The 25339-nt window shown below is 73.8% G+C and carries 19 protein-coding genes and 2 pseudogenes; 14 read left to right on the top strand and 7 right to left on the bottom strand.

Translation table 11 applies throughout. From position 1 onward, the window contains the following. Positions 1–84: 84 nt before the first annotated feature. Positions 85–1554, bottom strand: a complete 1470-nt coding sequence (locus tag ACWGJO_RS00190) for a cation:dicarboxylate symporter family transporter (protein WP_452181402.1) — start codon at positions 1552–1554, stop codon at positions 85–87. A gap of 197 nt (positions 1555–1751) precedes the next feature. Between ACWGJO_RS00190 and ACWGJO_RS00185 the strand changes: the two genes are divergently transcribed. From ACWGJO_RS00185 to ACWGJO_RS00170, 4 genes are all read left to right on the top strand, one after another. Further along, entirely contained in the window at positions 1752–3689 is a 1938-nt protein-coding gene (locus tag ACWGJO_RS00185; protein WP_452181401.1) for a sensor histidine kinase, read from the top strand. Next, positions 3686–4414, top strand: coding sequence for a response regulator (locus tag ACWGJO_RS00180; protein WP_452181400.1), 729 nt, complete (start codon positions 3686–3688; stop codon positions 4412–4414). Before ACWGJO_RS00185 ends, ACWGJO_RS00180 begins: the two co-directional genes overlap by 4 nt. 212 nt (positions 4415–4626) lie before the next feature. Continuing rightward, positions 4627–6096, top strand: coding sequence for a diaminobutyrate--2-oxoglutarate transaminase (locus tag ACWGJO_RS00175; protein ID WP_452181399.1), 1470 nt, complete (start codon positions 4627–4629; stop codon positions 6094–6096). 80 nt (positions 6097–6176) lie between these two features. Then, on the top strand, positions 6177–7631 hold the full coding sequence (locus tag ACWGJO_RS00170; protein ID WP_452181495.1) for a pyridoxal phosphate-dependent decarboxylase family protein: 1455 nt from the start codon (positions 6177–6179) through the stop codon (positions 7629–7631). Positions 7632–7739: 108 nt separating this feature from the next. On the opposite strand, the gene ACWGJO_RS00165 is transcribed toward ACWGJO_RS00170, so the two are convergent. From ACWGJO_RS00165 to ACWGJO_RS00155, 3 genes and pseudogenes are all read right to left on the bottom strand, one after another. Beyond that, positions 7740–8537 carry an inositol monophosphatase family protein gene (locus tag ACWGJO_RS00165; RefSeq protein ID WP_452181494.1) on the bottom strand — a complete coding sequence of 266 codons (798 nt, stop codon included), beginning with the start codon at positions 8535–8537 and terminating at the stop codon, positions 7740–7742. 232 nt (positions 8538–8769) lie between these two features. Beyond that, positions 8770–9744 (bottom strand): annotated as a pseudogene (locus ACWGJO_RS00160) (type III PLP-dependent enzyme); the annotation flags it as partial. Next, positions 9732–9863 (bottom strand): annotated as a pseudogene (locus tag ACWGJO_RS00155) (iron chelate uptake ABC transporter family permease subunit); the annotation flags it as partial. The pseudogenes ACWGJO_RS00160 and ACWGJO_RS00155, both read right to left, overlap by 13 nt. 224 nt (positions 9864–10087) lie before the next feature. Between ACWGJO_RS00155 and ACWGJO_RS00150 the strand changes: the two are divergent. Both ACWGJO_RS00150 and ACWGJO_RS00145 read left to right on the top strand, forming a co-directional pair. Then, the gene (locus ACWGJO_RS00150; protein ID WP_452181398.1) at positions 10088–10957 is read left to right on the top strand and encodes a (2Fe-2S)-binding protein; all 870 of its coding nucleotides are present in this window, start codon (positions 10088–10090) and stop codon (positions 10955–10957) included. Between the two features lie 66 nt (positions 10958–11023). Beyond that, the gene (locus ACWGJO_RS00145; RefSeq protein ID WP_452181397.1) at positions 11024–11425 is read left to right on the top strand and encodes a VOC family protein; all 402 of its coding nucleotides are present in this window, start codon (positions 11024–11026) and stop codon (positions 11423–11425) included. Here ACWGJO_RS00145 and ACWGJO_RS00140 read toward each other — a convergent pair. Then, positions 11386–11799, bottom strand: a complete 414-nt coding sequence (locus ACWGJO_RS00140) for a DUF6191 domain-containing protein (protein WP_452181396.1) — start codon at positions 11797–11799, stop codon at positions 11386–11388. The two genes, ACWGJO_RS00145 and ACWGJO_RS00140, sit on opposite strands and share 40 nt — an antisense overlap. 201 nt (positions 11800–12000) lie before the next feature. Between ACWGJO_RS00140 and ACWGJO_RS00135 the strand changes: the two genes are divergently transcribed. From ACWGJO_RS00135 to ACWGJO_RS00115, 5 genes are all read left to right on the top strand, one after another. Next, positions 12001–12759 (top strand): dienelactone hydrolase family protein, encoded by a 759-nt coding sequence (locus ACWGJO_RS00135; protein ID WP_452181395.1) that lies wholly within the window; start codon positions 12001–12003, stop codon positions 12757–12759. Positions 12760–12995: 236 nt separating this feature from the next. After that, on the top strand, positions 12996–13973 hold the full coding sequence (locus ACWGJO_RS00130) for an alpha/beta fold hydrolase (protein ID WP_452181394.1): 978 nt from the start codon (positions 12996–12998) through the stop codon (positions 13971–13973). 115 nt (positions 13974–14088) lie between these two features. Beyond that, the gene (locus ACWGJO_RS00125) at positions 14089–16149 is read left to right on the top strand and encodes a serine/threonine-protein kinase (RefSeq protein ID WP_452181393.1); all 2061 of its coding nucleotides are present in this window, start codon (positions 14089–14091) and stop codon (positions 16147–16149) included. A 501-nt stretch (positions 16150–16650) separates the two neighbouring features. Next, positions 16651–18288, top strand: a complete 1638-nt coding sequence (locus tag ACWGJO_RS00120; RefSeq protein ID WP_452181392.1) for a M4 family metallopeptidase — start codon at positions 16651–16653, stop codon at positions 18286–18288. A gap of 416 nt (positions 18289–18704) precedes the next feature. Beyond that, a complete protein-coding gene (locus tag ACWGJO_RS00115) occupies positions 18705–19667 on the top strand; it encodes a CPBP family intramembrane glutamic endopeptidase (RefSeq protein WP_452181391.1) in 963 nt (320 codons plus the stop codon). 102 nt (positions 19668–19769) lie between these two features. On the opposite strand, the gene ACWGJO_RS00110 is transcribed toward ACWGJO_RS00115, so the two are convergent. Both ACWGJO_RS00110 and ACWGJO_RS00105 read right to left on the bottom strand, forming a co-directional pair. Beyond that, positions 19770–20765 (bottom strand): ABC transporter substrate-binding protein, encoded by a 996-nt coding sequence (locus ACWGJO_RS00110; RefSeq protein WP_452181390.1) that lies wholly within the window; start codon positions 20763–20765, stop codon positions 19770–19772. Positions 20766–20824: 59 nt separating this feature from the next. Then, positions 20825–21601: a MerR family transcriptional regulator gene (locus ACWGJO_RS00105; protein WP_452181389.1), complete on the bottom strand. Its 777-nt coding sequence runs from the start codon at positions 21599–21601 to the stop codon at positions 20825–20827. Between the two features lie 213 nt (positions 21602–21814). On the opposite strand from ACWGJO_RS00105, the gene ACWGJO_RS00100 reads away from it, so the two are divergent. From ACWGJO_RS00100 to ACWGJO_RS00090, 3 genes are read left to right on the top strand one after another with little or no spacing between them, the layout of a single operon-like run. After that, positions 21815–23389 carry a flavin-containing monooxygenase gene (locus ACWGJO_RS00100; protein WP_452181388.1) on the top strand — a complete coding sequence of 525 codons (1575 nt, stop codon included), beginning with the start codon at positions 21815–21817 and terminating at the stop codon, positions 23387–23389. After that, on the top strand, positions 23386–24348 hold the full coding sequence (locus ACWGJO_RS00095; protein ID WP_452181387.1) for an alpha/beta fold hydrolase: 963 nt from the start codon (positions 23386–23388) through the stop codon (positions 24346–24348). Before ACWGJO_RS00100 ends, ACWGJO_RS00095 begins: the two co-directional genes overlap by 4 nt. Then, positions 24345–25250 carry an SDR family oxidoreductase gene (locus ACWGJO_RS00090; protein ID WP_359898587.1) on the top strand — a complete coding sequence of 302 codons (906 nt, stop codon included), beginning with the start codon at positions 24345–24347 and terminating at the stop codon, positions 25248–25250. The genes ACWGJO_RS00095 and ACWGJO_RS00090 overlap by 4 nt, the downstream gene beginning before the upstream one ends. The last annotated feature ends 89 nt before the right edge of the window (positions 25251–25339 follow it).

Here is a 25339-nt window from a genome sequence, read left to right as displayed (position 1 = left end):
CGGAAAGACGAAACCCTGGTCCGGCGCCGATTCCGGGGGTTGGTGGGAGGCGCCGGACCAGGGAGTGCGGGGGTGCCGCCGGGCTCAGACGCCGACGGGGGAGGTCCCCTGAGGGGTTCCCTGCGGGGTTCCGTGACCGGCTCCGTGGCCGGTTCCCTGGGCGGGGACGTCCTCGGGCGCGTCGGTCGTGGAGCCGTCCGCCGCGCCGGCGGGCCCGGCAGGCGCACCGTGGGCGTGGGCGTCGACCAGCGTCAGCTCGTCGAACGGCAGCTCGCCGGCCAGCACCCGCCGGGCACGTTCGGCGTCGAGCTCGCCGGTCCAGTGCCCGATGAGCACGGTCGCGACGGCGTTGCCCGCGAAGTTGGTGAGCGCGCGGGCCTCCGACATGAAGCGGTCGATGCCGACGATCAGTCCCACGCCGTCCACCAGCGCGGGCTTGTGCGACTGGAGTCCGCCCGCGAGGGTGGCCAGTCCGGCGCCGGTGACCCCGGCCGCGCCCTTGCTCGCGATCACCATGAAGACCAGCAGTGAGAGCTGCTCGCCGAGCGACATCGGCTTGTCCATCGCCTCGGAGATGAAGATCGAGGCCATGGTCAGGTAGATGGCGGTGCCGTCGAGGTTGAAGCTGTAGCCGGTCGGCACGGTGATGCCGACGACGGGGCGGCTGACGCCCAGGTGCTCCATCTTGGCGATCAGGCGGGGCAGCGCGCTCTCGGACGAGGAGGTGGAGAGGATCAGCAGGAACTCGCGGCCGAGGTACTTCAGCAGCGCGAAGACGTTGACCCCGGCGACCAGGCGCAGCAGCGTGCCCAGCACCACGACGACGAACAGCACGCAGGTGACGTAGAAGCCGATCATGATGACGGCCAGGCTCTTCAGCGCGGCGGTGCCGGTGGCGCCGACGACGGCGGCCATCGCCCCGAAGGCGCCGACCGGCGCGACCCACATGATCATCGACATGACCCGGAAGACCAGGCGCTGCACGTGCTCGATCCCGCGCAGCACCGGCGCGCCGGCCGCACCCATCGCCTGCAGCGCGAAGCCGGTGAACAGGGCGACCAGCAGGGTTTGGAGGACCTTGCCCTGGGTGAGGGCGGAGAACAGGGTCTCGGGGATCATCCCGAGCAGGAAGTCGGTGGTCGACTGGGCGCCGCCGGCGGCCGCCTGGGCGTGGCCGGACTTGGCGAGCGCGGCGGTCAGGTGCAGGCCGCCGCCGGGCTCCAGGAGGTTGCCGACGACCATGCCGATGGCCAGCGCGACGGTCGACATGGCGAGGAAGTAGCCGATGGCGAGGCCGCCGACCTTGCCGACCTTCGCGGCCTTGGTCACCGAGCCGATGCCCAGGACGATGGTGCAGAAAATCACCGGGCTGATCATCATCTTGATCAGGTTGACGAAGCCCGTGCCGACCGGCTTCAGCTCCACGGCGAACCCGGGGGCGGCCAGACCGACCACGACGCCCGCGACCACCGCGGCGATCACCGCGATGTAGAGGTAGTGGGTCCGGTCCTTGCGTCTGGGTCCCGCCGCCGGGGCGGCTCCAGCGATCGACATCTGCGGCTCCTTTGCCGTGCACTCCTGGTGGCCCCGGGGGGATGGGCCGCTCCGACTATGGACCCCGAAGTGACGGAGGTCACGTTTGCGTTCATAGAGTTCACGGACGCGGCGGACGGCCCGGACGGCGGGCCCGCGAACGGTGCGGGCCGGGTGGGCCCCAGGGGTGTCCGGGAGTGTGGTGCACACTGGCAGGCATGTCCGAGCGCACCGCCCCCACCGCCCCGCGCCGCCGCTCGCACCGGCCGACGGGCCGCGGAGCCCGGCGGCTGCCTCCGGGTCCACCCCGGCGTCCCGCCCGCCGACTGCCCTGTGGGCTGGCTCGGAGCCTGGTCCGATGCCTGCCCCGGCGCCTGGTCCGCAGTCTGGCCGGGCAACTGTTCGTCGTCCAGGTGGTGATCGTCGCCGCCGTGGTCGCCGGTGGCGCGGTGCTCGCGTACCTCTTCACCGCCGATCGCGCCGAGGACGCCGCCCGCCGCCAGGTCACCGCGGTCGCGCATGCCGTCGCGGACTCGCCGTCCGTCCGGGCCGCGGTCGCCGGTCCGGACCCGACCTCGGTGCTCCAGCCGTACGTGGAGCAGGTGCGGGCGGACACCGGGGTCTCCTTCATCACCGTCATGGACACCGACGGCGTGCGCTGGACCCACCCGCTGCCCGAGCAGATCGGGCGGACCTACCTCGGGCACATCGACTGGGCGCTCGCCGGGCAGACCCGCAGTGAGACGTACACCGGCACGCTCGGCCCGTCCGTGCGGGTGGTCACCCCGGTGTGGGACGACCGGCACCGGGTGGTCGCGCTGGTCAGCGCGGGTCTCACGGTGGAGTCGATCTCCGCGCAGCTGAGCGGCCCGCTGCTCGCCCTGGTCGGCGTGGCGGTGGCCGCGCTCGCGGTCGGTGGCGTCGGCACCTACCTCGCCAACTCCCGGCTGCGGCGGCACACCCACGGGATGGGGCCGGACGAGCTGAGCCACCTCTACGAGTACCACCAGGCCACCCTGCATGCGGTGCGCGAGGGACTGGTGCTGCTGGACCGCTCGCACCGGGTGGTGCTGTGCAACGACGCGGCCCGGGAACTGCTCGGCCTGGCAGGCGAATTGGACGGCCGTCCGGTGGCGGAGCTGGGGTTGCCGGAGGCGCTGGTGGCGGCCGTACTGGGGGAGGAGCCGGTCCGGGACGAGGTGCACCTGACCGCCGAGCGGGTCGTGGTGCTGAACACCTCCACCATCGGCACCGGGCTCGGCCGGGTGGTCGCCCTTCGGGATCACACCGAACTCCAGGCGCTCAGCGGAGAGTTGGACTCGGTTCGCGATTTCACCGAGGCGCTCGGCGCGCAGGCGCACGAGGCCGCCAACCGCCTGCACGCGGTGGTCTCGCTGATCGAACTCGGCCGCCACGAACAGGCGGTGGAGTTCGCCACCGCCGAGCTCGAACTCGCCCAGCAGCTCACCGACCGGGTGGTCGCGGCGGTGAGCGAGCCGGTCCTGGCCGCCCTGCTGCTCGGCAAGGCGGCGCAGGCCGCCGAACGAGGAGTGGAGTTGACCCTCACCGAGGACAGCCGGATCGACGACGGAGTGCTGCCGCCCGGGCTCTCCGCACGGGACCTGATCACCGTGCTCGGCAACCTGATCGACAACGCCGTGGACGCCGCCATCGCCGGTGCGGCCGAGAGCCCCGTCCCGCCGGAGGTCATCGTCACGGCGCGGGTCGCCCGCGGCCGGGACTGCGAAGGACCGGGCCGCAGCGTCCATGGCGACGGGAGCGGCGACGGGAGCGGCGACGGGAGCGGGGAGGGGGACGGCGTCAGCGGTGGTGGTGCGGCGGCGGCCGGTGACTTCCTGCTGCTGCGGGTCGCCGACACCGGTGCGGGCATCGGTCCGGGCGCGGTCGAGGACGTTTTCCGGCGCGGCTGGAGCACCAAGCAGGACGGCCGCGGGCACGGGCTCGGGCTGGCGCTGGTCGCCCAGGCCGCCCGGCGCAACGGCGGCACCGTCGAGGTCGGGCGGGAGCGAGGCGCCGTGCTCACGGTGCGATTGCCGCTGTCCGGACGGCCGGGAGGGGCCGTCGGCGACCAGGGGGAGTCCACCCGGCGGCCGGGGGAGTCCCCCGGTCGCGAGCAGGAAGGGGCACTGGTGTGACCGGTACCGCCGACACCCCCGCCGCGGCGGGCATCTCGGTCCTGGTGGTCGAGGACGACCCGGTGGCCGCCGCCGCGCACACCCTGTACGTCCGGCGCGAGCCCGGATTCCACGCCGTGGGGACCGTCCACAGCTGCGCCGACGCGCTGCGCTTCCTGGACCGGGCCCGCGCCGCCGGCGCGCCCGTCGACCTCACCCTGCTCGACCTCTACCTCCCGGACGGCCACGGGCTCCAGCTCTGCCGCACACTGCGCGCGGCCGGTCACAGCACCGACGTCATCGCGGTGACCTCGGCCCGCGACCTCGCCATGGTCCGGCAGGCGGTCTCCGCGGGTGTCGTGCAGTACCTGCTGAAACCGTTCAGCGCGGCCGCCCTGCACGACCGCCTGGAGCGCTACGCCCGCTACCGCGACAGCCTCGGGCGCACCGGCGAGGCGACCGGGCAGGAGGAGGTCGACCAGGCGTTCGCCCTGCTCCGCACGCCGGAGCGCAGCACCCTGCCCAAGGGGCTGAGCGCGCCCACCCTGGAAACCGTCGCCTCGGTGCTGCGCGAGGCGGCCGCCGGACTGTCGGCCGCGGCCGCGGGCGCCGCCGCCGGGGTCTCGCGGATCACCGCGCGGCGCTACCTGGAGCACCTGGTGGAGACCGGGTGCGCGGTGCGGGAGCCCCAGTACGGGAGTGTCGGGCGGCCGGAGCTCTGCTACCGCTGGAGGGGGCGGGCCTGACGGCCGCCGAGGGTGGGGCGGCATCGGTCGGCGGTCGGCGGTCGGCGTGGGTCGGCGTGGGGCGCGGCCCCGGGCCGTGACCCTTCCGCGCGATGCTCGTTGGATGAACCGGGGGAGGTTCACTCACTTGGGTGGTTCCGTAGGCCTGGGGACGTTCCGCCAGGTCAAGGGCAGTAAAGTTAGGCTAACCTAACTTCCCCTGGGGGTTTCTCGTGTCACTCGCTGCCGTACCCGTCCAGGCCGCCTCCGGAGCCCCGGCCGCCGGTGAAGCCATCCTGCGCCGTCAGCGCGTTCGCGAGTCCGCCGCCAGAACGTACGCCCGCTCCTTCCCGATCGTCCCGGTCCGCGCCCACGGCATGACCGTCGAGGGCGCCGACGGGAGGCGCTACCTCGACTGCCTCTCCGGCGCCGGCACGCTCGCCCTCGGACACAACCACCCGGTGGTGCTGGAGGCGATCCGCCGCACCCTCGACAGCGGTGCCCCGCTGCACCTGCTCGACCTCGCCACCGCGGAGAAGGACGACTTCACCAACGCGCTGTTCGAGAGCCTGCCCGCGGAGTTCGCCGCCCGCGCCCGGGTGCACTTCTGCGGACCGGCCGGGACGGACGCCGTCGAGGCCGCGCTCAAGCTGATGCAGACCGCCACCGGCCGCTCCGGCGCGCTCGCCTTCACCGGCGCGTACCACGGCATGACCGCCGGCGCCCTGGCGCTCACCGGCAACGTCGCCGTCAAGGAGCCGCTGCCGAGCGGCGGCGAAGTCGCCCGGCTGCCCTTCCCCTACAGCTACCGCTGCCCGTTCGGCGTCGGCGGCGACGCGGGCGCCGACCTCGCCGCGACCTATGTGGAGCGACTGCTGGACGACCCCTCGGGCGGCGTGGTCGCGCCGGCCGCGATGATCCTGGAGGCCGTCCAGGGCGAGGGCGGGGTCGTCCCCGCACCCGACGGCTGGCTGCGCGAGATGCGCCGGATCACCGCCGAGCGCGGCATCCCGCTGATCGTCGACGAGGTGCAGACCGGAGTCGGCCGCACCGGCGCGATGTGGGCGATCGAGCACAGCGGCATCGTCCCGGACGCCATGGTCCTCTCCAAGGCCATCGGTGGCAGCCTGCCGCTCGCCGTCGTCGTCTACCGCGAGGACTACGACGGTTGGCGGCCCGGCGCCCACACCGGCACCTTCCGCGGCAACACCCTCGCCATGGCCGCCGGGGCCGCGACGCTGCGCCACGTCGCGGCGAACGGGCTGGCCGAGCGGGCCGCCGCCGTCGGCGAGCGGATGACGGCCCGGCTGCGCGAACTCGCCGTCGAACTACCGGTGATCGGCGACGTGCGCGGCCGGGGGCTGATGCTCGGCGTCGAACTGGTCGACCCGGGGGCCGAGCCCGACGCCTGCGGCGCCCGGCCGGCCGACCCGGCACTCGCGGTGCGGGTCCGGGAGGCCTGCCTGGCGCGGGGTCTGATCGTCGAGCTCGGCGGACGCCACGACGCGGTGCTGCGGCTGCTTCCGCCGCTCACCATCACGGACGAGCAGGTGGCGGCGGTCCTGGAGCGGCTGGCGGAGGCGATCGCGGCGGCCTCCACGAGCGGGCGGCCCGGCGGATCGGCGAGCGGGTCGCCGAGCGGATCGGGGCAGGCGGGGGCAGGCGCGTCCGCGGGCGCGCCGGCGGCTCGGGGCCGGCGGTGAGTGGCCCCGGACCGGACCCCGGAACCGCCCCCGGAACCGACCCCGTCGGGCTCCCCGGGGACGGCGTCGCGACGGATGCCCTGGCGGGCGGCGCCGCCGGGCCGGGCGCGCTCGGACCGCTGCTGGCCACCGTCCTCGACTCCCTGGAGACGGGCACCGCCATGCGTTCCGGACCGCTGCCGGCCGGCAGTCCGGCTGAAATCGCCGCACTCGTCGACGACGCGCTGGCCAGCGACGACGGACCGGGCGCGCTCGCCCGGCTCACCGAACTTCTCGCCTACGGCGCCGCCGACCCCGCCGACCCGGCCTGCGCCGCGCACCTGCACTGCCCGCCGCTCGCCGTCGCCGCCGCGGCGGACCTCGCGGTCAGCGCCCTCAACCCCTCCCAGGACTCCTGGGACCAGGCCCCCGCCGCCACCGCCCTGGAGAGCGCACTGCTCGCCGAGATCGCCGCACTGGTCGGCTACGACCCGGCGCGCGCGGCCGGCGTCTTCACCTCCGGCGGCACCGAGTCCAACCTCATGGGGCTCATGCTGGCGCGCGACCAGAAGCTCGACGGCATCGTGGAGCTGGACGGCATCCCGGCCGGAGTCCGGCCGTGCATCCTCGCCTCCGAGGCCGCGCACTTCTCCGTCCAGCGCGCCGCCGCCCTGCTCGGCCTCGGCGAGCGGGCCGTCATCCCCGTCCCGGTCGACCATGGGCTGCGGATGCGGGAGGACGAACTGGAACGGGCGATGGCCGAGGCCAGTTGGGCGGGCCGGACCCCGATCGCCGTGGTCGCCACCGCCGGCACCACCGACACCGGAGCCGTAGACCCGTTGTCCGCCGCCGCCGACCTCGCCGGCCGCTACGGTGCCTGGCTGCACGTGGACGCCGCGTACGGCGGCGGTGCGCTGCTCTCCGACCGGCTCGCCCCGCTGCTCGACGGCATCGCCCGCGCCGACTCGGTCTCGCTCGACTGGCACAAGCTCGGCTGGCAGCCGGCCGCGGCCGGGGTCTTCCTGGTCCGCCGCGCGGAGACCTACGTCTCGCTCGCCCGCCGCGCCGAGTACCTCAACCCGGTCGACGACGAGCAGGCCGGGTACCCCAGTCTGCTCGGTCGCTCGCTGCGCACCACCCGCCGGGCCGACGCCTTCAAGCTCGCCGTCACCCTGCGCACCCTCGGCCGCGACGGACTGGGCCGGCTGGTCGACGCCTGCCACGACCTCGCCCGCACCGCCGCCGACGCCGTGCGCGCCGACCCGGCGCTCGAACTCCATGCCGAGCCCGTTCTCACCGTCATCCTCTTCCGCTACCGGCCGCCCGGGATGACGGACGAGGCGGCGTTGGACGAGGTGAACGGCCGGCTGCGACGCCTGCTGCTGCGCACCGGCCGGGCGGTGGTCGGCCGCACCGAACTCCCGGGCGACGGCCCGGGCCGGGTCCGGCTGAAGCTCACACTGCTGAACCCCCACGCCACGGTGGGGGAGGTCGGCGCGCTGCTGCGGGAGGTGGTGGGCGCCGGGCGCAAGGTGGCGGGCGAGCGGGCGGGGTAGGGCGGACGGCTCGGGGCGGGCCGGGCGCTCCGGGCGGGTCGGCCTTCCGGTCGGCCGGGGGTTCCGGGCTGGCAGGGCCCGGAGTTCCGGGCGGGCTGGGCCTCGGGATCAGCCGCCCAGGAGGATCGACCGGGTGAGCTCCCAAGTGTCGGGGTCGGCGGCGACCAGGAGACCGTCCTCGCAGCCGGGAGCCTCCGGGCGGTACGGGGTGCCGTCCGGGCGGGCGGAAACGCCGCCGGCCTCGGTGACCAGGAGCGAGCCGGGGGCGTGGTCCCAGGGAAGGGTGCGCCAGTAGAGGATGAAGTCGAAGCGGCCCTCGACGACGTCCGGGTACTCGATCCCGGCGGCGTGCCGGCCGGGGGAGATCTCGCTGAAGGACGCGATGTTGTCCTGGAGCCGGCGGCGGTGCTCGGCGTCGAGGTAGCGGCTCTTCACCGAGCCGCGCAGCTTCGCGACGTCCTGGGGTGCCGGTGGACGGGTCAGGCGCTCGCCGTCGCGCCAGGCGCCGGAGCCCAGTTCGGCGCAGTAGGCGGTGGCGGTGGCGGGCTGCCAGATCCAGGAGGCGACGGTCCGGCCGGAGCGGACCAGGGAGCACATCACGGCGTACTCGGGTCTACCGGCGACGAAGTTGGCGGTGCCGTCCACCGGGTCGACCAGCCAGACGGCGGGCTCGTCGCGAAGGGCCAGGGCGAGCGACGGATCGGCGGAGACCGCCTCCTCGCCGACCACGGGGACGGGCAGCAGCTCGTGGAGTCGGCGGGCGATGATCGTCTCGGCCTCGCGGTCGGCGACCGTCACGACCTCGCCAGGGGCCTTCTCCATCACCTCGCCGGCGGCCAGCGCCCGGAAGCGCGGCTCCACCGCCTCGGCCGACGCCTCGGCGAGTATCTCCGCCACCTTCTCCATCAGCACGTTCGCGCTCCCTTCGCTGCCTACCACTCTCCCACGAGTGGAGGAACGGGGACGGCGGCGGACCGGGGGGCGGACAGCCGTCGGCCGGCGGTCGACGGGCGGGAGGCGACGGGCGACAGTTCACGACTGACAACTGACAGCTGACAGATTTCGAAATCTGTCAGCTGTCAGTTGTCGGCTGTTATCCGTCGGCGGTCGGCTCCCGTCACCCGTCCTTTGTCCTCCGTCACCCCTCCGCCGGGCCCGGTCCATCGCCGCCCAGGTAGTGAAAGCCCGGGCGAGGGTGCATCAGGAACTCGTGGTGCGAGATGTTCCACGCGTACGCGTCCGCCATCGCGAACAGCACGCGGTCGCCCGTCCGCAGGCCGTCCGTGCCCTCGGCCGCGTGGGCGAGGACGTCCTTCGGGGTGCAGAGCTGTCCGGACAGGGTGGCGCGGCCGCCGGTGACGGCCGGGCGCGGCCGGGGGTGCGGCCAGGCGTCCACCGGGAGCACCGCGAAGGGCTGGGAGTGCCCCCGGGTCGCGGGCGTGCGCAGGTGGTGGGTGCCGCCGCGGACCACCGCGAAGTCCTCGCCGTGGCTCGCCTGCACGTCCAGGACCTCGGTCGCGTACCAGCCGCAGCAGGCGGTCAGCGCCCGGCCGGGCTCGATCCGCAGGGTCAGCCCGGGGTGGGCGTCGAGCAGCTCGGCCAGGCCATCGCCGAAGGCCGTCCGGTCGAAGCGGGAAGAGGGGTCCGCGTAGTCCACGGCCATTCCGCCGCCGATGTTGACCTCCGCCAGTGGGAAGCCGTGCCGCTCGGCCAGTGCGGTCGACCGGGCGACGATCCGCGCCGCGACCGACAGCTGCTTCGCCGCCGGGAGCCCGCTGGCCAGGTGGGCGTGCACGCCGCGCAGCCGCAGCCGGCGCGCCGACGGACTGCCGCCGGTGAGCAGCCGGACGCACTCCTCGGCCCGGTCCGGGGCCAGCTCGAACGGTGTCGGACGGCCGCCCATCGCGAGCGGCACCGCGTCGAGCGCTGCCCTCTCGACCGCGAGGTTGACCCGCAGCAGCACGTCCACGACCGCGCCGGGCCGGTCCGCGAGGACGGCGGCCAGCCGGTGCAGCTCCTGCTCGCTCTCGACGTGCCAGCGGTGCCGCCCCCGGTGTTGATGCCGAGGGTGACCGGGGAGGCCAACGGGTTGCGGGTCACGCCCCGGGCGACCGCCCCGGCGACGCCGAGCGCGGCCCCGACCGCCAGTCCGATGAGCGTGCGCGGGACCCGAAGGCCCGTCACCACGTCGGCGTCACCGCCGTGGGCGGCACCGGTGAGGGCGTCGAGCACGGTGGAGAGCGGAATGGAACGGGAGCCCAGCGCAAGGCTCAGGGCGGCACACAGCACGAGCGCATACACGCCGGCGAACAGCAGTAGGGGCTGCCGGATCACCGGAGAACGAGGCGCCGCCGGGGCCGTGGGGGTCGGGTGACGTGAGGCGTTGTAAGGTGAGCCTCACCTTAATCGATCACGCGGAATCGATCTCGGGAGTGCCGATGGTTCCCGGAACACCCATGCCCGTCGCGCCCTCGGTGCGTGCCGGGGCCCCGGCGCTCGTCGCCGACTACCGGCGGCTGGTGGAGCTCTGCCCGGTACTGGAGCTGCGCCTCCTGGACAGCGGCGAGCCCGACCCGCGCGCCGCTGACGGCTGGTACTCCGGAGCCCAACTCGCCGCCGACGAAGGCGCGCTGGCCGCCGTCCTGGCCGGCGCGGAGGCCCGCATCGCGGACGAGCACGGCAGCGCCCCGCGACCGCACGTCACCGCCTCCCGGCTGCTCCACCACTACGCCTGGTCGGCCTGCCTGCTGATCGCCGGCCCGTGGCACCTCTCCCGCCGAGTGCCGGCCGTCGACCCCACCGACCTCTGGCTGCACGCCCCCACCGGTGCGCTCGCCCTGCGCCCGCGCGGCCACGTCGCCATGCCCGGCCACGTCACCATGCCCGGCTACGTCACCATGCCCGGCTACGTCACCATGCCCGGCCACGTCACCATGCCCGGCGACGACGAACTGCGCGCCGAACTGCGGGCCGCCGTGGTCGCGCACCTCGGGCCGGTGCTCGCCGCGTTCGCCGGGCCCACCCGGCGCCGCGACCGCGCCCTCTGGGGCATGGTGACTGACGATCTGGCCTCCGCCCTCTGGCACCTCGGCCGGATGCTCGGCGAGGAGGATGCCTCCGTGGCCGCCGCCGAGGCCGTCCTGCCCGGTGGCACCCTGCCGCTCCCCGGCGGCGCCGACTTCCGCCGCCTGCACACCCCCGACGGGCGCGCCCACCACACCCGCACCCGGCTCGGCTGCTGCCTCTACTACGCGGTCGGGCCCGCGGCGACCGCCTGCCTGACCTGCCCCCGGACCTCCGACGAGGAACGCCTGCGGCGACTCTGACGGCCTGTCCGCGAACCCGCCGCACCGCGGGGTTCGCTGTCAGTGGCATGGGCTATGGTCGCCGGCATGATCGATTCCACCGTGCGGGTCCGGATCGCCCGCCCCTCGCGCGACCTCGCGGCGGCCGAGCGCTTCTACGTCGGCGGCCTCGGCCTCGCCGTGCTGTGGCGCAGCACCGAGCGGGTGTCCGGGAAGCACGACCTGCTGATGGTCGGCCCGTCCGGTGGCAGCTGGCACTTCGAGCTGACGCACGACCCGGAGCGGCCGCTGGAGCCCACCCCGACGGTGGACGACCTGTTCGTCGTCTACCTCGGCGCCCCGGTGGACGAGGCCCTGGTCGCCCGGCTGGAGGAGGCCGGCGGTACCCGGGTCGAGTCCCACAACCCGTACTGGGACGAGTACGGCGTGACGGTGGCCGACCCGGACGGCTACCGGCTGGTGCTCTGCTCCCGCACCTGGGGCGCCTGAGCGTCCGGCGCCAGGGGCACCGGGCCGACCGTAGCCGTCGGGCCCTCCTCGCGCGGTGCGGGAGGGGGCGTCCGTCCCGCGGCCCCGCCCGGCATCACCGCCACGCCCCGGTCCAGGTCCACGCCCAGGTGCGGCGGCCCGCCGGCCTGCGCGTCGTCCCGCAGCACGAGCTGCTCCCGCTTCTGCTCGATCTGCACCTGCTTGCCCGGACTGAACAGGGCGTGCAGCTCGTCCAGCCCGCCGGCGCCCATCCCGGCCCCGGGCCCGCGGCGCCGCGGGCGCGACGAGGACTCGTCCTGAACCTGCCACGCCGCCAGCAGTACCATCCCCAGCACCGCCACGACCGCCGCCGCCACACCCACGATCCACCCCATGCCAGCTCAACGCGGCCGCGGGGCCGTCGCGTTCCCGAGGCTGGGCCGGGCTGAGCTGAGCTGAGCTGGGCCGGGCCGGGCCGGGTTCAGGACGCGGGCGCGCCGTGGGCGCAGCGCGGGCGCAGTGTGGCGAAAACCGCATGGGCGGGCGACGGGCCCACCGGATACGCTGCCGGACGAACCGGAAGGAGCGCCCTGACCATGCCCGTGCGCGGAACCCTCGTGGACATTCCGACGGCGGACGGCATCGCCGACGCCTACCTCGCCCACCCCGACGACGGCCGGGCCCACCCGGGTGTCATCCTCTACATGGACGCCTTCGGGCTCCGACCACACCTTGAGCGCATGGCCGACCGGCTGGCCGCAGCCGGGTACACCGTGCTCGTCCCCAACGCCTTCTACCGGGCGGGGCGCGCGCCGGTCGTCGAACTGCCGGAACTCATCGACCTGGACCAGGCCGACGAACTCTTCGCCCGGATCGTCCCGCTGCTCGGCACGCTCACCCCGGAGGCGACCGCGCGCGACGCGGACGCGTATCTGCGCTGGCTCGGCGAGTCCCCGCTGGTCCAGGACGGCCCGGTCGGCCTGACCGGCTACTGCCGCGGAGCCCTGCTGGCGCTGCGCACGGCCGCCAGCCACCCGGACCGGATCGCCGTCGCGGCCGGATTCCACGGCGGCAGCCTCGCCACCGACAGCCCGGACAGCCCGCACCTGGGCGCCGACCGGATCACCGCCGAGCTGTACTTCGGCCACGCGGACGACGACCCCTCACTGCCGCCCGAGCAGATCGACCGGCTCGCCGCGGCCCTCACCGCCGCCGGCGTCCGGTACCGGGCCGAGGTCTACGCCGGCGCCCCGCACGGCTACACCCAGGCCGACACCAGCCGCTACGACGCCGCGGCCGCCGAGCGGCACTGGGAGGCGCTGCTCGGACTGCTGAAGCGGGTCCTGCCGGCCTGAGGCCGTACCTGTTGACCGGGCGCCCGTTCGACCATGCACCGGTCCGCTCGGGTCCGCTCGGGTCCGCTCGGGTCCGCTCGGGTCCGCTCGGGTCCGCTCGGGTCCGCACAGGTCTGCGCGAGTCCGCACCGGTCCGCGCGGGTCGGTGCGAGTCCACACAGGTCCGCGCGGGTCCGCGCGGGCCATCGGAACCGGCCCCGGGGGAGGGGCCGGACCACGATCCAGGGGGACGGCACATGAACGCCAGCCAGGGCGAGCGGGCGAAGCCCGCCGGGCCGGATCTGCGGAGCGTCCACGAGGCCGTCGCGCGGGCGCTCGGCGAGCACCTGCCCGGCGGAGTGCGTAGCGGTGAACTGGACCGCACCGGAAGGGCGTTGCGCTGGGTGGAGGCCGGTCGGGGCGGTGTCGCACCGATGGTCCTGATCGCGGGCTGCGGCACCACGGCGCTCGGCTGGTCGGCCGTCCTGCCCGAACTCGCCCGGTACGGGCGGGTCGTGGCGTACGACCGGGCGGGGCTGGGCGCCAGCGAGCCCGGTCGGGCCGCCGCCCCGACGCTGGACGGCCAGATCGCCGACCTGGCCGCCCTCGTTCAGCACCTGGAAGCTGGACCGGCGCTCCTGATCGGGCACAGCTGGGGCGGCCAGCTGGCCCAACTCCTCGCCTGGCAGCGGCCGGAGCTGGTGGCCGGGCTGGTCCTGGTGGACCCGGCGCACGAGGAGTTCCAGCCACGGTCCATCCGGGTCGCCGAGGCGGTGCTGAACCGGCTGTGGCTGTACCGGGCGGGATCGGCGCCGACGGCATCGGCACTGGCGTCCCTCGATGAACCGGCGTCGCTCGACGCGGAGCTGCCGCTCGATCGGGCGACGCCGCTCGACCGGGCCGAGGCGGCCGTGATCGCGCACCGGCACCAGCGGCGGGCCGTCCTCGCCGAGCAGCGGCTGACCTCCGTCGCCGTTCCGGAGATCCGGCGACGCCGCTCCACCGCGCGACCGTTCGAGATGCCGGTGACGGTCCTGAGCGCGACCCGGGGACTCCCCGGTGCGATGCGTGTCCGCTGGACCGCCCTGCAGGCGGGCGTCGCGAGGAACGCCGTCCGGGGAACCCACAGCACGGTCCACGGTGCCGGTCATGCCATCCAGGCCGACCGGCCCCGGGCGGTCGTCGCGGCCGTCCGAGAGGTTTCGGATCATGCCCGATACTTCCTCATGGACTGATGATTCGTGCTCAATTCCTGTCCGGACCTGATCAACTGGGCCTGTAACCCGCTCTGGCACACTGTGTGCCGATGACCCGTCGGGGCGGGGCACGGAACACGGGGGGAGCAGGGGTATGAGCGGGGCGGGCACCGTGCTCGGCGGGCGGTACGAGCTGGTCGAGAAGATCGGCGGCGGCGCGATGGGTTCGGTCTGGAGGGCCGAGGACACCGTGCTGGCACGCCGGGTCGCGGTCAAGATCCTGCGCTCGGAGCTGCTGGAGGACGACACCTCCGCCCAGCGATTCCGCCGCGAGGCCCAGCTCGTCGCCGCGGTCGACCACCCCGGCGTGGTGGGCGTCCACGACTACGGCGAGAGCGGCGGGGACGGCGAGGAACGCTGCGCCTACATCGTCATGGAGCTGATCGACGGCCGTCCGCTGGACAGGGTGCTCAAGGACACCGGCCCGATGACCGTCGAGCGCACCCTCGACCTGGTGGCCGGCGCCCTGGACGCGCTGCACGCCGCGCACCGGCGGGAGATCGTGCACCGGGACATCAAGCCGTCCAACCTGATGGTGCGCGTCGACGGGCGGGTGGCCATCACCGACTTCGGCATCGCCCGGGCGCTCGCCAGCACCAAGCTCACCGCCCCGTTCGCGATCATCGGCACCGCGCTCTACATGTCCCCGGAGCAGGCCGAGGGCGCGAACCTCGGACCGGCCACCGACCTCTACTCGATCGGCGTGGTCTGCTACGAGCTGCTGGTCGGCGCGCCGCCGTACTCCGGTGACGGGCCGCTCCAGATCGCGCTCAAGCACGTCAACCAGCCGGTGCCGGAACTGCCGGACACCTTCCCGGTGTCGGTGCGGGCGCTGGTGGCCAGGGCGCTCGCCAAGAAGCCCGAGGAACGGTACGCGGACGCCGCCGCGATGGCGGCGGCGGCCCGAGCGGCCCGTGCGGCACTCGTGAGGGGCGGCGGCGCGGGCGGCGCGCAGGCACTCGGGAAGGCGGGCCCCGAGGACAGCGGGACCATCCCGCTCGGGGCCGGCGTGGGCTCGGCGGACAAGAACGGTGCGGCGGCCGATGGCGGTGCGGGGGCCAAGGGCGGTGCGGCGGGCAAGGGCGGTGCTGTCGAACTGATCAAGGGCGGCGCCGGGGCGGACCCGGCCGACGCGGGGGCCGTGGTGGTCCCCGCCGCGGGCGGTGCCCCGGCGGCGGACGAGGTCGCGAAGGTGGAACCGCACGCTCCCACCGAGCCCGGCCGCAAGCGGTCGCGGCGCGCCCTGCTGGTGCCCATCGTCATCCCCGTCGTTATCTCGATGGGCACGGCGACCGTGCTGCTGGTCGACCGCGGGGCGGGCGGCTCCGACGCGGTCCTGCCGCCCGGCACCCAGCCGACCGTGGTGGTCACCGTGCCGGTGAACCCGGGCACCGCCACCGCGGCGCCCGCGACCACCACCGCGCCGGTCACCTCGGTGCCGACCGACACCCCGGCGGCCACCCCGGGCCCCGACCAGTCGGCACCCGCCGCCGGCCAGGGCCAGCCGCAGGCCCCGGTGCCCCCGGTGCCGGCCGCCGGACAGAGCGGCAGCGGCGGTGCGGGCGGTTCGAGCGGCGGCCGGACCGGTGGTACGGGCGCGGGTACGGGTACGGCTGCGGGCGGATCACCGGCCGATCAGGCGAACAAGCCCGGCGGTGGCAACCCGCCCAACCCGCCCGCCGACCAGAACCCGCAGCCCCCGGCCCAGACCACGAGCGGCACCGGCAACACCCCGTCAGGTGCGAACAGGCCGCCGTCCTGCGGCGGCAACAGCTGGAGCACCATCGTCAGCGTGAAGGACGGCCGCACGATCGGGATGCGCGACGACAACCTGAGCGGGGACAACCCGATCCTGGTCGGCGGTCACTCGCAGTACGGCTGGGTGCGCTCGACCAATCCCGGCTCGTGGATCCTCTTCAACGCCTGCAACAACGGCGGCCCGCAGCTGGTCCAGACGATGGACGGGAAGGTCGTGCTGAGCAACGGGTTCAGCTTCCTCACCAACTGGACGGTTCGCAGTGGAAGTTCGGCCGGATCGTACACGCTCGGCGACTACCAGAACCAGAGCTGCATGACCAACAACGGCCCCGGCAGCGCGGTCACCATGGTCGCCTGCACCGCCGGCAACGCCGCCCAGGAGTGGCGGCTCCAGTGACGACCCCGGTCGGCCCGGGCTGGTAGCAGCCCCCCTTCCGGCGGGCAAGGGGGGTCGTGTGGCGGAACCTCGCCACCCGGGTGTCAAGGGACCGTATGGAGTCTTCTACACACATGTAAAAGTCGATCGACGGTCCGCCTGTCAGGTGCTCCGGGCCGGCGTTCGGTGAGCGAGTGCCCGTAGGCGCAGGCGATCGGCCGTCACCCTGCTCGAAGCCCTTGGTGGGATGTGGTGAATTGCCCCGATTCGCCTGCCGATTGGACGCTCTTTACCCAATGGCGAGACCTGGCCAATCAATGAAGCAGACCTGTCAATTCATCTGCTGGATTGTCATGCTTCTGGTCACCCCCTGGCGGTAGCCCCACCCCCACCCCTTGGTGGCGAGCCGCTCGACTGCACGGGGTTCCCGCACGTCAGCACCCGTTCCGCCCCACAGGGCCGACCCGGCCCCGGGACGCGGTGCGACCGCGCCCTGACGCGGTTTCCCGGAAGGACTCGTTCGTGAAGCGTAAGCTCGCAGCCGTCGCCGTGCTCTCGGCCACGGCCCTGTTGACCGGTGTGATCCAGGTGAGCACCGCTGCCCAGGCCGCTCCCACCCCCTCGCTGCAGGCGCAGGCCGCCCAGCAGCACGCGACCGCGCTCAAGCTGGCGACCGGTCAGGCCGGCCCGCTGGCCGCGGCGCTCAAGCTCGGCGACAAGGAGCAACTGGTCGCCAAGGACGCCGCGGTGGACAAGGACGGCACCCGCCACCTGCGCTTCGAGCGCATCTACGCCGGCCTGCCGGTGATCGGTGGAGACCTGGTCGTCCACCAGAAGGCCGACGGTTCGGTGAAGTCGGTCGACAAGGCGGTCGCCGCACGGATCGCGCTGCCGAGCCTGACCCCGAAGATCGCCGCCGACCAGGCCGTCGCCCAGGTCACCGCGGGAGTCAAGGCCACCGTCGGGGTGAGCGCCGATGCCGACGAGTCGCCGCTCACCGAGGTCCACCGCGCCGGTCAGGCCGAGCTGGTGGTCTGGGCCACCGACGGCACCCCGCGCCTGGCGTACCGCACCACGGTCGAGGGCCAGCGCGCCGACGGCACCCCGAGCCGCCAGATCCTCGTCACCGACGCCGCCGACGGTCGGGTCCTCGCCACGCACGAGACGATCGAGACCGCGGCCGGCACCGGCAACGGTGTCTTCGTCGGGCAGGTCCCGCTGACCACCACCCAGAGCGGTTCGAGCTACTCGCTCAAGGACGCGAGCCGCGGCGACCAGTCCACCAGTGACCTCAACGGTGGCACCGACGGAACCGGCTCGCTGTTCGCCAACAGCAGCAACAGCTTCGGCGACGGAACCGTCAACAGCCGCGAATCCGCCGCCGTGGACGCCCAGTTCGGCGCCGCCACCACCTGGGACTTCTACAAGAACACCTTCGGCCGCAGCGGCATCCGCAACGACGGCGTCGGTGCCCTGAGCCGGGTGCACTACGGCTCCAACTACGTCAACGCCTTCTGGGACGACAGCTGCTTCTGCATGTCGTACGGCGACGGCAACAACGACACCGCGCCGCTCACCGAGATCGACGTGGCCGGGCACGAGATGAGCCACGGCGTCACCGCCGCGACCGCCAACCTCAACTACTCCGGTGAGTCCGGCGGCCTCAACGAGGCCACCTCGGACATCATGGGCACGATGGTCGAGTGGTACGCCAACCTGCCCTCCAACCCGCCGAACTACTGGATCGGCGAGCTGATCAACCTGCGCGGCGACGGCAGCCCGCTGCGCTACATGGACCAGCCGAGCAAGGACGGCGCCTCGGCGGACTACTGGGACGCGAACGTCGGCAACCTGGACGTGCACTACTCGTCCGGGGTGGCGAACCACTTCTTCTACCTGCTGTCCGAGGGCAGCGGCGCGAAGACGGTCAACGGGTTCAGCTACAACAGCCCGACGTACGACAACTCCACGCTCGCCGGCATCGGGCGGGACAAGGCCGCGCAGATCTGGTACCGCGCGCTGACCACCTACTTCACCTCCACCACCGACTACGCGGGCGCCCGGGCGGGCACCCTCAGCGCGGCGGCGGACCTGTACGGATCGGGCAGCGCGGAGTACAACGCCGTCGCCGCCACCTGGACGGCCGTCAACGTCAACTGAGCCGAGTCCGGCGCCGGTTCCGGTGAGACCTCGGGCTTGAGTCGAGCCCGGAACCGGGGCGGAACCGGGCCGGCCCGGGCCTGGACCGATCAGGCCCGGGCCCGGGAAGGAGTCGAGGCCCCGCCGGGCCGTGGGTGCCGGCCGGCGGGGGAGTACGGCGGGAGCGACGGTGAGCGGACCACCGTCGCGCCCGCTGTATGGCGCCTGACGATACGTCAATTTTCCTTCTCGTGCAGCTTTGGAAGGGGTTCGCGGCACGGCCGGTGGCGGGCGGCGGGGCGCGGGGCGCGAAGTAGCACCTCCACCGGGCCTCCGTACACCCAGAAAACTCGACCATCGCGGTGGTAGTGGACAACCCCCGGGAGCGGCAGTGCACTTGGTTCCGGGGCGAACCCCGGGTCCGTAGCGTCCCCGGCATGACGCTACTGAAGCAAAACCCGCCGAGCGCCGTCCGATGGCGCGGCCTGCTGGTCTACCTGGTGCTCGCCTACGCCGGGATGTGGGTGGCCATGACACCACTGCTCGCCGGCGGCTACCGGCGCGCCGACGCCCGCGAGGAGGTCGGCGCCCTGGAACAACTCTGCATCGGGGCCGCCATGCTGGCCCCGGCACTGGCGGCCCTGCTCGTGGTCCGCTTCGTCGAGCGCGGCGGCGGGGTGCGGGAGGCGCTCGCGCTGCGGTGGCCCCGGCCGCGGGCCCGCGCGGTCCGGGCCTGTCTGCTGCCGCTCGGGGTGCTCGGCGGACTGACGGCCGCGACGCTGGTGCTCGGTGCGGTGGCGGGCGGCTACCCGTTCGCCGGCTTCGGATCGCTGGACGCGGGGCGGATCGGATCGTGGGCGCTCCAGGGCTCGATCGGGATGCTGCTGTCGCTGCCGCTGTTCTTCGGTGAGGAGATCGGTTGGCAGGGCTTCCTCTTCCCCCGGTTGCTGCGACTCGGCCGGGGCGGGGGTCGGGGCGACGGCCGGGGTGAGGGCGGAGGCGGAGGCGATGGCGGTACGGCGGCCTTGGTCCGGGCGTACGTGCTCACCGGAACGGCCTTCGCACTCTGGCACCTGCCGACGCTGCTGATGGGCGGCCAGTACCCGGGGCGGCCCTGGTACCTGGCGGTGCCCGCGCTGACGGTGAGCTGTGTGCTCGTCCTGCCGGTCTTCACCTGGCTGAGGCTGCGCTCGGGTTCGGTGGTCCCGGCGGTGCTGGCGCACGCCTTCGCGAGCAGCATGAGCGTGTCGATGGTGCGGGAGTTCGCCGCCCCGGGCGCCGAGCTGGACCCGCTCACCATGTCGCTGGCCGGCTGGCCCGGCTGGATCGTCCTCGGCGGGTTCGTGGCCTTCCTCGCGTGCACCGGGCGGCTGCGGCCGGGGCGGTACGGGCAGTGGTGACCGCCCGGGCGGCGGGCGGATGACGGGCGACGAATGATGGGTGACGGATAACGGGTGACAGATTTCATCATCTGTTATCTGTCGTCAGACATCTGTCGTCCGTCACCCGCCCGCCGGCGCCAGGTCCCTGCGGATCTCGTCCAGGATCAGCCCGGCGCCGGTGTAGCCGATGCCGAGCATCCACAGGCTGTCGTCCACGCCGAACACCCGCCCGCTGCGTACGGCGTCCAGGCCCTTCCAGAGTGCGCCCTCGGTGATCCTTCCCCGGTCCGACTTGGCCGCGTCCCCGTACACGGAATAGAAGATGACGTCGGCCGCCGCCTGGTCCACCTGCTCGGGGCTGATCTCCATCGAGAAGCCGGGCTTGTCCTGGTTGGCGGGCCGGCCGAGCCCGAGGTCCTTGAACAGCGAGCCGACGAAGGTGTCGTTGAGGTAGAGCCTGGTCGGCGCGCCCGCCAGGAAGCGGGCCATCTCGACCCGGATGGCCGCCGCCCTGGCCGGTCCGCCGAGTGCGGTCACGAGGTCCCGCAGCCTGGTCCGGTACGCCGCGTCCGCGGCCTCGGCCTCGGTCCGACGGCCCAGTGCCTCGGCGTGCAGCCGGACATTCTCCTTCCAGGTCGGGCCGGTGGTCCTGGAGAGCACCGTCGGCGCGATCTTCGAGAGCTCGTCGTAGCGCTTGTCGTCGCGGACCTGGTTGCTCAGGATGAGGTCCGGCCGCAGTGCCGCGATCGTCTCCAGGCCGGGCTGGCCGATTGCCCCGACGGGCTTCGTCCCGGACAGCCGCTCCGCCGGCAGGTAGGCGGGGAAGGGGGCGCCCGCGGTGACGGTGGTGGCGCCGACCGGGCTGAGGCCGAGGGTGACCACCGAGTCCAGCGCGTCGGTGTCCAGGACCACCACCCGGCTCGCCCGCGCCGGCACGGTGCTCTCGCCGCGCGCGTGTCGGACCGTCCGCGTTCCGCCTGCCGAGCCGCCGCCGGTCGAGCCTGACGCGCCGGCACCCGGTGCCGGGGAGCCGGACCCGCAGGCGCTGAGCACGACCCCGGGGGCGAGCCCGGCGGCGAGGCCGAGGGCGGCGCGGCGGCTGAGCGGTCGGGGCATCGGCGGTACCTCCAACGTGCGGGCGGGACGCGGGGATCCCTGCCCGGACAGCGGCCCGGTTACGCCTCGGAGCCGTTCTCCCGTCGCTGGCGCAGGAGTTCGGTGTATTCGACGTGCACCCGTCGGTCCATCGCGAGGGCGAACTGGGCGTCCGCGACCGTGCGCGCCAGTGGCCGGACGCGCAGGATGCGCTCGGTGAGCCGGGCCGCCGCGCCGGGCGGCAGCGGGGTGTCGGCGGCCAGCGCGCTGAGCAGGTGCTCGCTGACCACCTCGATGAAGATCTCGGCGATGGCGTCCACGTGCTCCTGGGTGCGCCGGCTGGCCTCCAGCACGGCCGAGAGCGGCACCCCCTCCGCCACCAGCTCGGTGGTGGCGTCCATCAGCCGGCGGCTGACGTGGGTGATGCCGTCCTCCTCGACGGTGATGTAGCCCTGGGCGATCGACTCGGCGGTGTTCTCCTCGGTGAGCTGGTCGCCGAACGCGGTCTTCAGCTCGTCCCAGTCCAGGCGCACCGGGGTCTCGTCGGACCACGGCGCGACGATCGCCGCCTCCAGTCCGATCAGCTCGGCGACGTCCCGCCCGCTCTCGCCGGCACCGATCAGCTCGGCGATGCCGCCCAGGGTGTGGCCGCGTTCGAGCAGTTCGCCGATCATCCGCAGGCGGGCCAGGTGCTCCTCGCCGTACCAGGCGATGCGGCCCTCCTTGCGGGGTGGCTGAAGCAGTTTGCGCTCGCGGTAGAAGCGCAGGGTGCGGGTGGTGATGCCGGCGGCCTCGGCCAGTTCCTCCACCCGGTACTCGCGTTTTCTGTCGCCCGCAGCAGCTCTGACCTTGTCCACGGCGATCAGCATAGGACGGCCGGCCCAGAAGGTTCCCCGAACCGGAGCCGTCGTGCTTCTTCCATCCGGTGTCAGCAAGGGCTACCCTGCCAACCATGCCAGTGATTACTGGCGCGATTGGCAGGGTCCCGGAGGCGAGCCCCCGGGAGGTTCCGGGGCCGCGACCCCGGGAGAGCGCGACGATCACCGTCCCACCCTCAGGAGGTTTGCCGCATGGCACCCAGCAGCAAGCGCCCCCGCTCCGGCGCGTCCGCAGCGACCGAAACCGCCGCTGCGCAGGAGCCCGTCCCGCACGTCCGGGTGGCGGTGATCGGCTCCGGCTTCGGCGGCCTCGGCGCCGCGGTCCGACTGCGTCGCGCCGGGATCACCGACTTCGTGGTGCTGGAACGGGCGGACTCCGTCGGCGGCACCTGGCGGGACAACAGCTACCCCGGCTGCGCCTGCGACGTTCCCTCGCACCTCTACTCCTTCTCCTTCGCGCCCAACCCCGAATGGCCGCGCAGCTTCTCCGGCCAGCCGGACATCCGCGCCTACCTGGAGAAGGTCGCGACCGTCTTCGGCCTCCGCCCCCACCTGCGCTTCAACACCGAAGTACTGGAAGCCCGCTGGGAGAGCGAGCGGACCCGCTGGCGGATCACCACCTCGGCCGGCGAGTGGACCGCCGACGCCGTCGTCTCCGCCGCCGGACCGCTCGCCGACCCGCAGATCCCCGACCTGCCCGGACTGAGCGGCTTCCCCGGCAAGGTCTTCCACTCCTCCCGCTGGGACCACGACTTCGACCTGGCCGGCAAGCGCGTGGCGATGGTCGGCACCGGCGCCTCCGCCGCCCAGATCATCCCGTCGATCCAGCCCAAGGTCGGCAAGCTGACGGTCTTCCAGCGCACCCCGGCCTGGGTGCTGCCCCGGCGCGACCGCGAGATCACCCAGCTGGAGAAGTGGCTGCACGGCCGCCTGCCGGTCACCACGAAGATCCGCCGCGGCACGCTCTTCGCCCTCCGGGAGATCCAGGTCGACGCCTTCGTGCGCCGCCCCGGACTACTGCGCCTGGTCCAGGGACTCGCCGAGCGCCACATCGCCCAGGGCGTCCGCGACCCGGAGCTGCGCGCCAGGCTCACCCCGGACTACCGGATCGGCTGCAAGCGCATCCTGCTCAGCAACACCTACTACCCGGCCCTCGCGGCGGCCAACGCCGAGGTCGTCTCCTCCGGCCTGCGCGAACTGCGCGGCTCCACCCTGGTCGCGGCCGACGGCAGCGAGCACGAAGTGGACGCCATCGTCTTCGGTACCGGGTTCCACGTCACCGACATGCCCATCGGCGCCCGGGTGTTCGGCGCCAACGGCACCAGCCTGGCCGAGGAGTGGAAGGACGGCATGGAGGCGCTGCGCGGCTCGACCGTGCACGGCTTCCCGAACCTCTTCTTCGTCATCGGGCCCAACACCGGCCTCGGCAACAGCTCGATGATCCTGATGATCGAGTCCCAACTGAACTACATGATCGACGCGTTGGCCACGCTCGGCTCGATCGGTGCTGCCGCGATGCAGCCCACCGCGCGCGCCCAGCGGCAGTGGAACCTCGAACTCCAGCACCGGATGGACCGCACCGTCTGGACCACCGGCGGCTGCCTCAGCTGGTACCTCGACCCGAACGGCAAGAACACCGTGCTCTGGCCCGGCTCCACCACCTCGTTCCGCCGGGCCACCCGCAAGGTCGACCTCGGCGAGTACGAGCTGATCATGCGCGCCGCACCGGCCGCCACCCGCACCACCGCCCAGGAGGTCTCCGCGTGAGTGCCCGGCTGCCCGAGGACTACGAACCGCCGCTTCCCGTAGAGGAGTTGAGCGTCCGGTCGGCGGACGGCATCCGGCTGCACGTCGAGGTGCACGGCCGGCCCGGAGCGCCCACCGTGGCGCTCGCCCACGGCTGGACCTGCTCGACCGCCTTCTGGGCCCCGGTGATCCGTCGGCTGTCCGACCGCTACCGGGTGGTGGCCTACGACCAGCGCGGCCACGGGAACAGCGAGATCCCGCCGAGCCGGGCCCGCTACTCGACCCGGGCGCTGGCCGAGGACCTGTCCGCCGTACTCGCGCGGACCGTTCCGGCGGGCGAACGGGCCGTGCTCGCCGGGCACAGCATGGGGGGGATGACCATCATGGCCGCCGGCGGCCGTCCCGAGGTCGCCGAGCGCACCGCGGCGGCCGTCCTGATCTCCACCGGGCCGGGCGACCTCGTGGCCGAACTCACCGTCCTGCCAGCGGCCGTACGGCCCCGGGGCCTGCGGCGCTTCCTGCACAGGCAGCTGCTGCGCTCCCGGATGCCGCTCGGGCCGGTCTCGCCGGTCAGCCGGGTGGCGCTCAAGTACGCGACCATGGGGCCCGGTTCGGCCGCCGGCCAGGTCGAGGCGACGGCCCGGATCGTGCACGCCTGCCCGACCGCCGTCCGCGCCAACTGGGCCGCGGTGCTGGACCGGTTGGACGTCCACGCCGGACTCGCCCGGCTCGCCGCTCCCACGGCGGTGGTGGTCGGCACCGGCGACCGGCTGACCCCGCCGGTGCACGCCCACCGGATCGTCGCCGAACTCCCGGACGCACAGGGGCTGTTGCTGCTGCCCGGGGTCGGCCACATGTCGCCACTGGAGCGCCCGGACGAGGTCGCCGCCGAGATTCACCGGATGGCCGCCGCGTACCTGGCGTCCGCGCCGGCCGGTGCTGCTTCCGCTTCCGTCGATGAGAGGACCGCCGTCGCATGAACGCCATCCCGCCGTTGTCCGCGCAGGTCGTCGTCGTCACCGGGGCCGCGCGCGGCGTCGGTGCGTCGCTGGCCCGCAAGCTCGCCCGGCGTGGGGCCAAGGTCGCCCTGCTGGGACTGGAGCCGGAGGAGCTGAAGGCCGCCGCCGCGCAGTGCGGGCCGTCCGCGAGCAGCTGGGAGGTGGACGTCACCGACCTCGACGCGCTGGAGGACACCGCCCGGCGGATCAAGGAGCACTACGGTCGGATCGACGCCGTCGTCGCCAATGCCGGGATCGCCATCGGCGGTCCGCTGACCGACAGCGACCACAAGGCGTTCAGCCGGGTCATCGAGGTCAACCTGCTCGGCAGCGTGGCCACCGCGCGGGCGTTCCTGCCGGCGCTCGCCGAGAGTCGCGGCTACCTGCTCCAGATCGCCTCGCTCGCGGCGCTGACCCCTGCGCCGCTGATGAGCGCGTACTGCGCCAGCAAGTCAGGGGTGGAGGCCTTCGCCCACTCGATCCGTGCGGAGGTGGCCTACCAGGGGGTCAAGGTCGGTGTCGGGTACCTGAGTTGGACCGACACGGACATGGTGCGCGGGGCCGACCAGGACGCCGTGCTGAAGCAGATGCGCTCCCGACTGCCGTGGCCGGCGAACAAGACGTATCCGCTGGAGCCCGCGGTGGACCGGATCGTCGCCGGGATCGCCCGCCGGTCCGCCCACGTCTACGCGCAGGCCTGGCTGCGCGGGATGCAGCCGGTCCGCTGGCTGCTGCCGTCCCTGATCGCGGTGGTCGGCTCCCGGGACGTGGCCCGGATCGCCCCTCAGCTCGCCGCCACCGCGGCGAGCCGCCTGCGCGCCGTCGGTGCCGGGGGCGCGGCGGACACCGCGGTCCGGGGGAGCCGGAGCGGCGCGGGCGACTGACGGGTGAGGACTGAGGGGCGACGGCCAACGGCGGACAGCTGACAGCTGACAGCCGACGGACGACAGCGAACAGATGACGGACGACAGCT

This window comes from Kitasatospora sp. NPDC054795 (assembly GCF_053611565.1).
Note: the sequence above shows the minus strand (reverse complement) of the source record. Positions and strands in the feature narration are given on the sequence as shown.

Bases quoted from the DNA above. Each gene is read 5' to 3' on its own strand.
- ACWGJO_RS00190 (WP_452181402.1), bottom strand. From the start codon at position 1,554: ATGTCGATCGCTGGAGCCGCCCCGGCGGCGGGACCCAGACGCAAGGAC.
- ACWGJO_RS00185 (WP_452181401.1), top strand. From the start codon at position 1,752: ATGTCCGAGCGCACCGCCCCCACCGCCCCGCGCCGCCGCTCGCACCGG.
- ACWGJO_RS00165 (WP_452181494.1), bottom strand. From the start codon at position 8,537: ATGGAGAAGGTGGCGGAGATACTCGCCGAGGCGTCGGCCGAGGCGGTG.
- ACWGJO_RS00150 (WP_452181398.1), top strand. From the start codon at position 10,088: ATGCCCGTCGCGCCCTCGGTGCGTGCCGGGGCCCCGGCGCTCGTCGCC.
- ACWGJO_RS00145 (WP_452181397.1), top strand. From the start codon at position 11,024: ATGATCGATTCCACCGTGCGGGTCCGGATCGCCCGCCCCTCGCGCGAC.
- ACWGJO_RS00140 (WP_452181396.1), bottom strand. From the start codon at position 11,799: ATGGGGTGGATCGTGGGTGTGGCGGCGGCGGTCGTGGCGGTGCTGGGG.
- ACWGJO_RS00135 (WP_452181395.1), top strand. From the start codon at position 12,001: ATGCCCGTGCGCGGAACCCTCGTGGACATTCCGACGGCGGACGGCATC.
- ACWGJO_RS00130 (WP_452181394.1), top strand. From the start codon at position 12,996: ATGAACGCCAGCCAGGGCGAGCGGGCGAAGCCCGCCGGGCCGGATCTG.
- ACWGJO_RS00125 (WP_452181393.1), top strand. From the start codon at position 14,089: ATGAGCGGGGCGGGCACCGTGCTCGGCGGGCGGTACGAGCTGGTCGAG.
- ACWGJO_RS00115 (WP_452181391.1), top strand. From the start codon at position 18,705: ATGACGCTACTGAAGCAAAACCCGCCGAGCGCCGTCCGATGGCGCGGC.
- ACWGJO_RS00110 (WP_452181390.1), bottom strand. From the start codon at position 20,765: ATGCCCCGACCGCTCAGCCGCCGCGCCGCCCTCGGCCTCGCCGCCGGG.
- ACWGJO_RS00100 (WP_452181388.1), top strand. From the start codon at position 21,815: ATGGCACCCAGCAGCAAGCGCCCCCGCTCCGGCGCGTCCGCAGCGACC.
- ACWGJO_RS00090 (WP_359898587.1), top strand. From the start codon at position 24,345: ATGAACGCCATCCCGCCGTTGTCCGCGCAGGTCGTCGTCGTCACCGGG.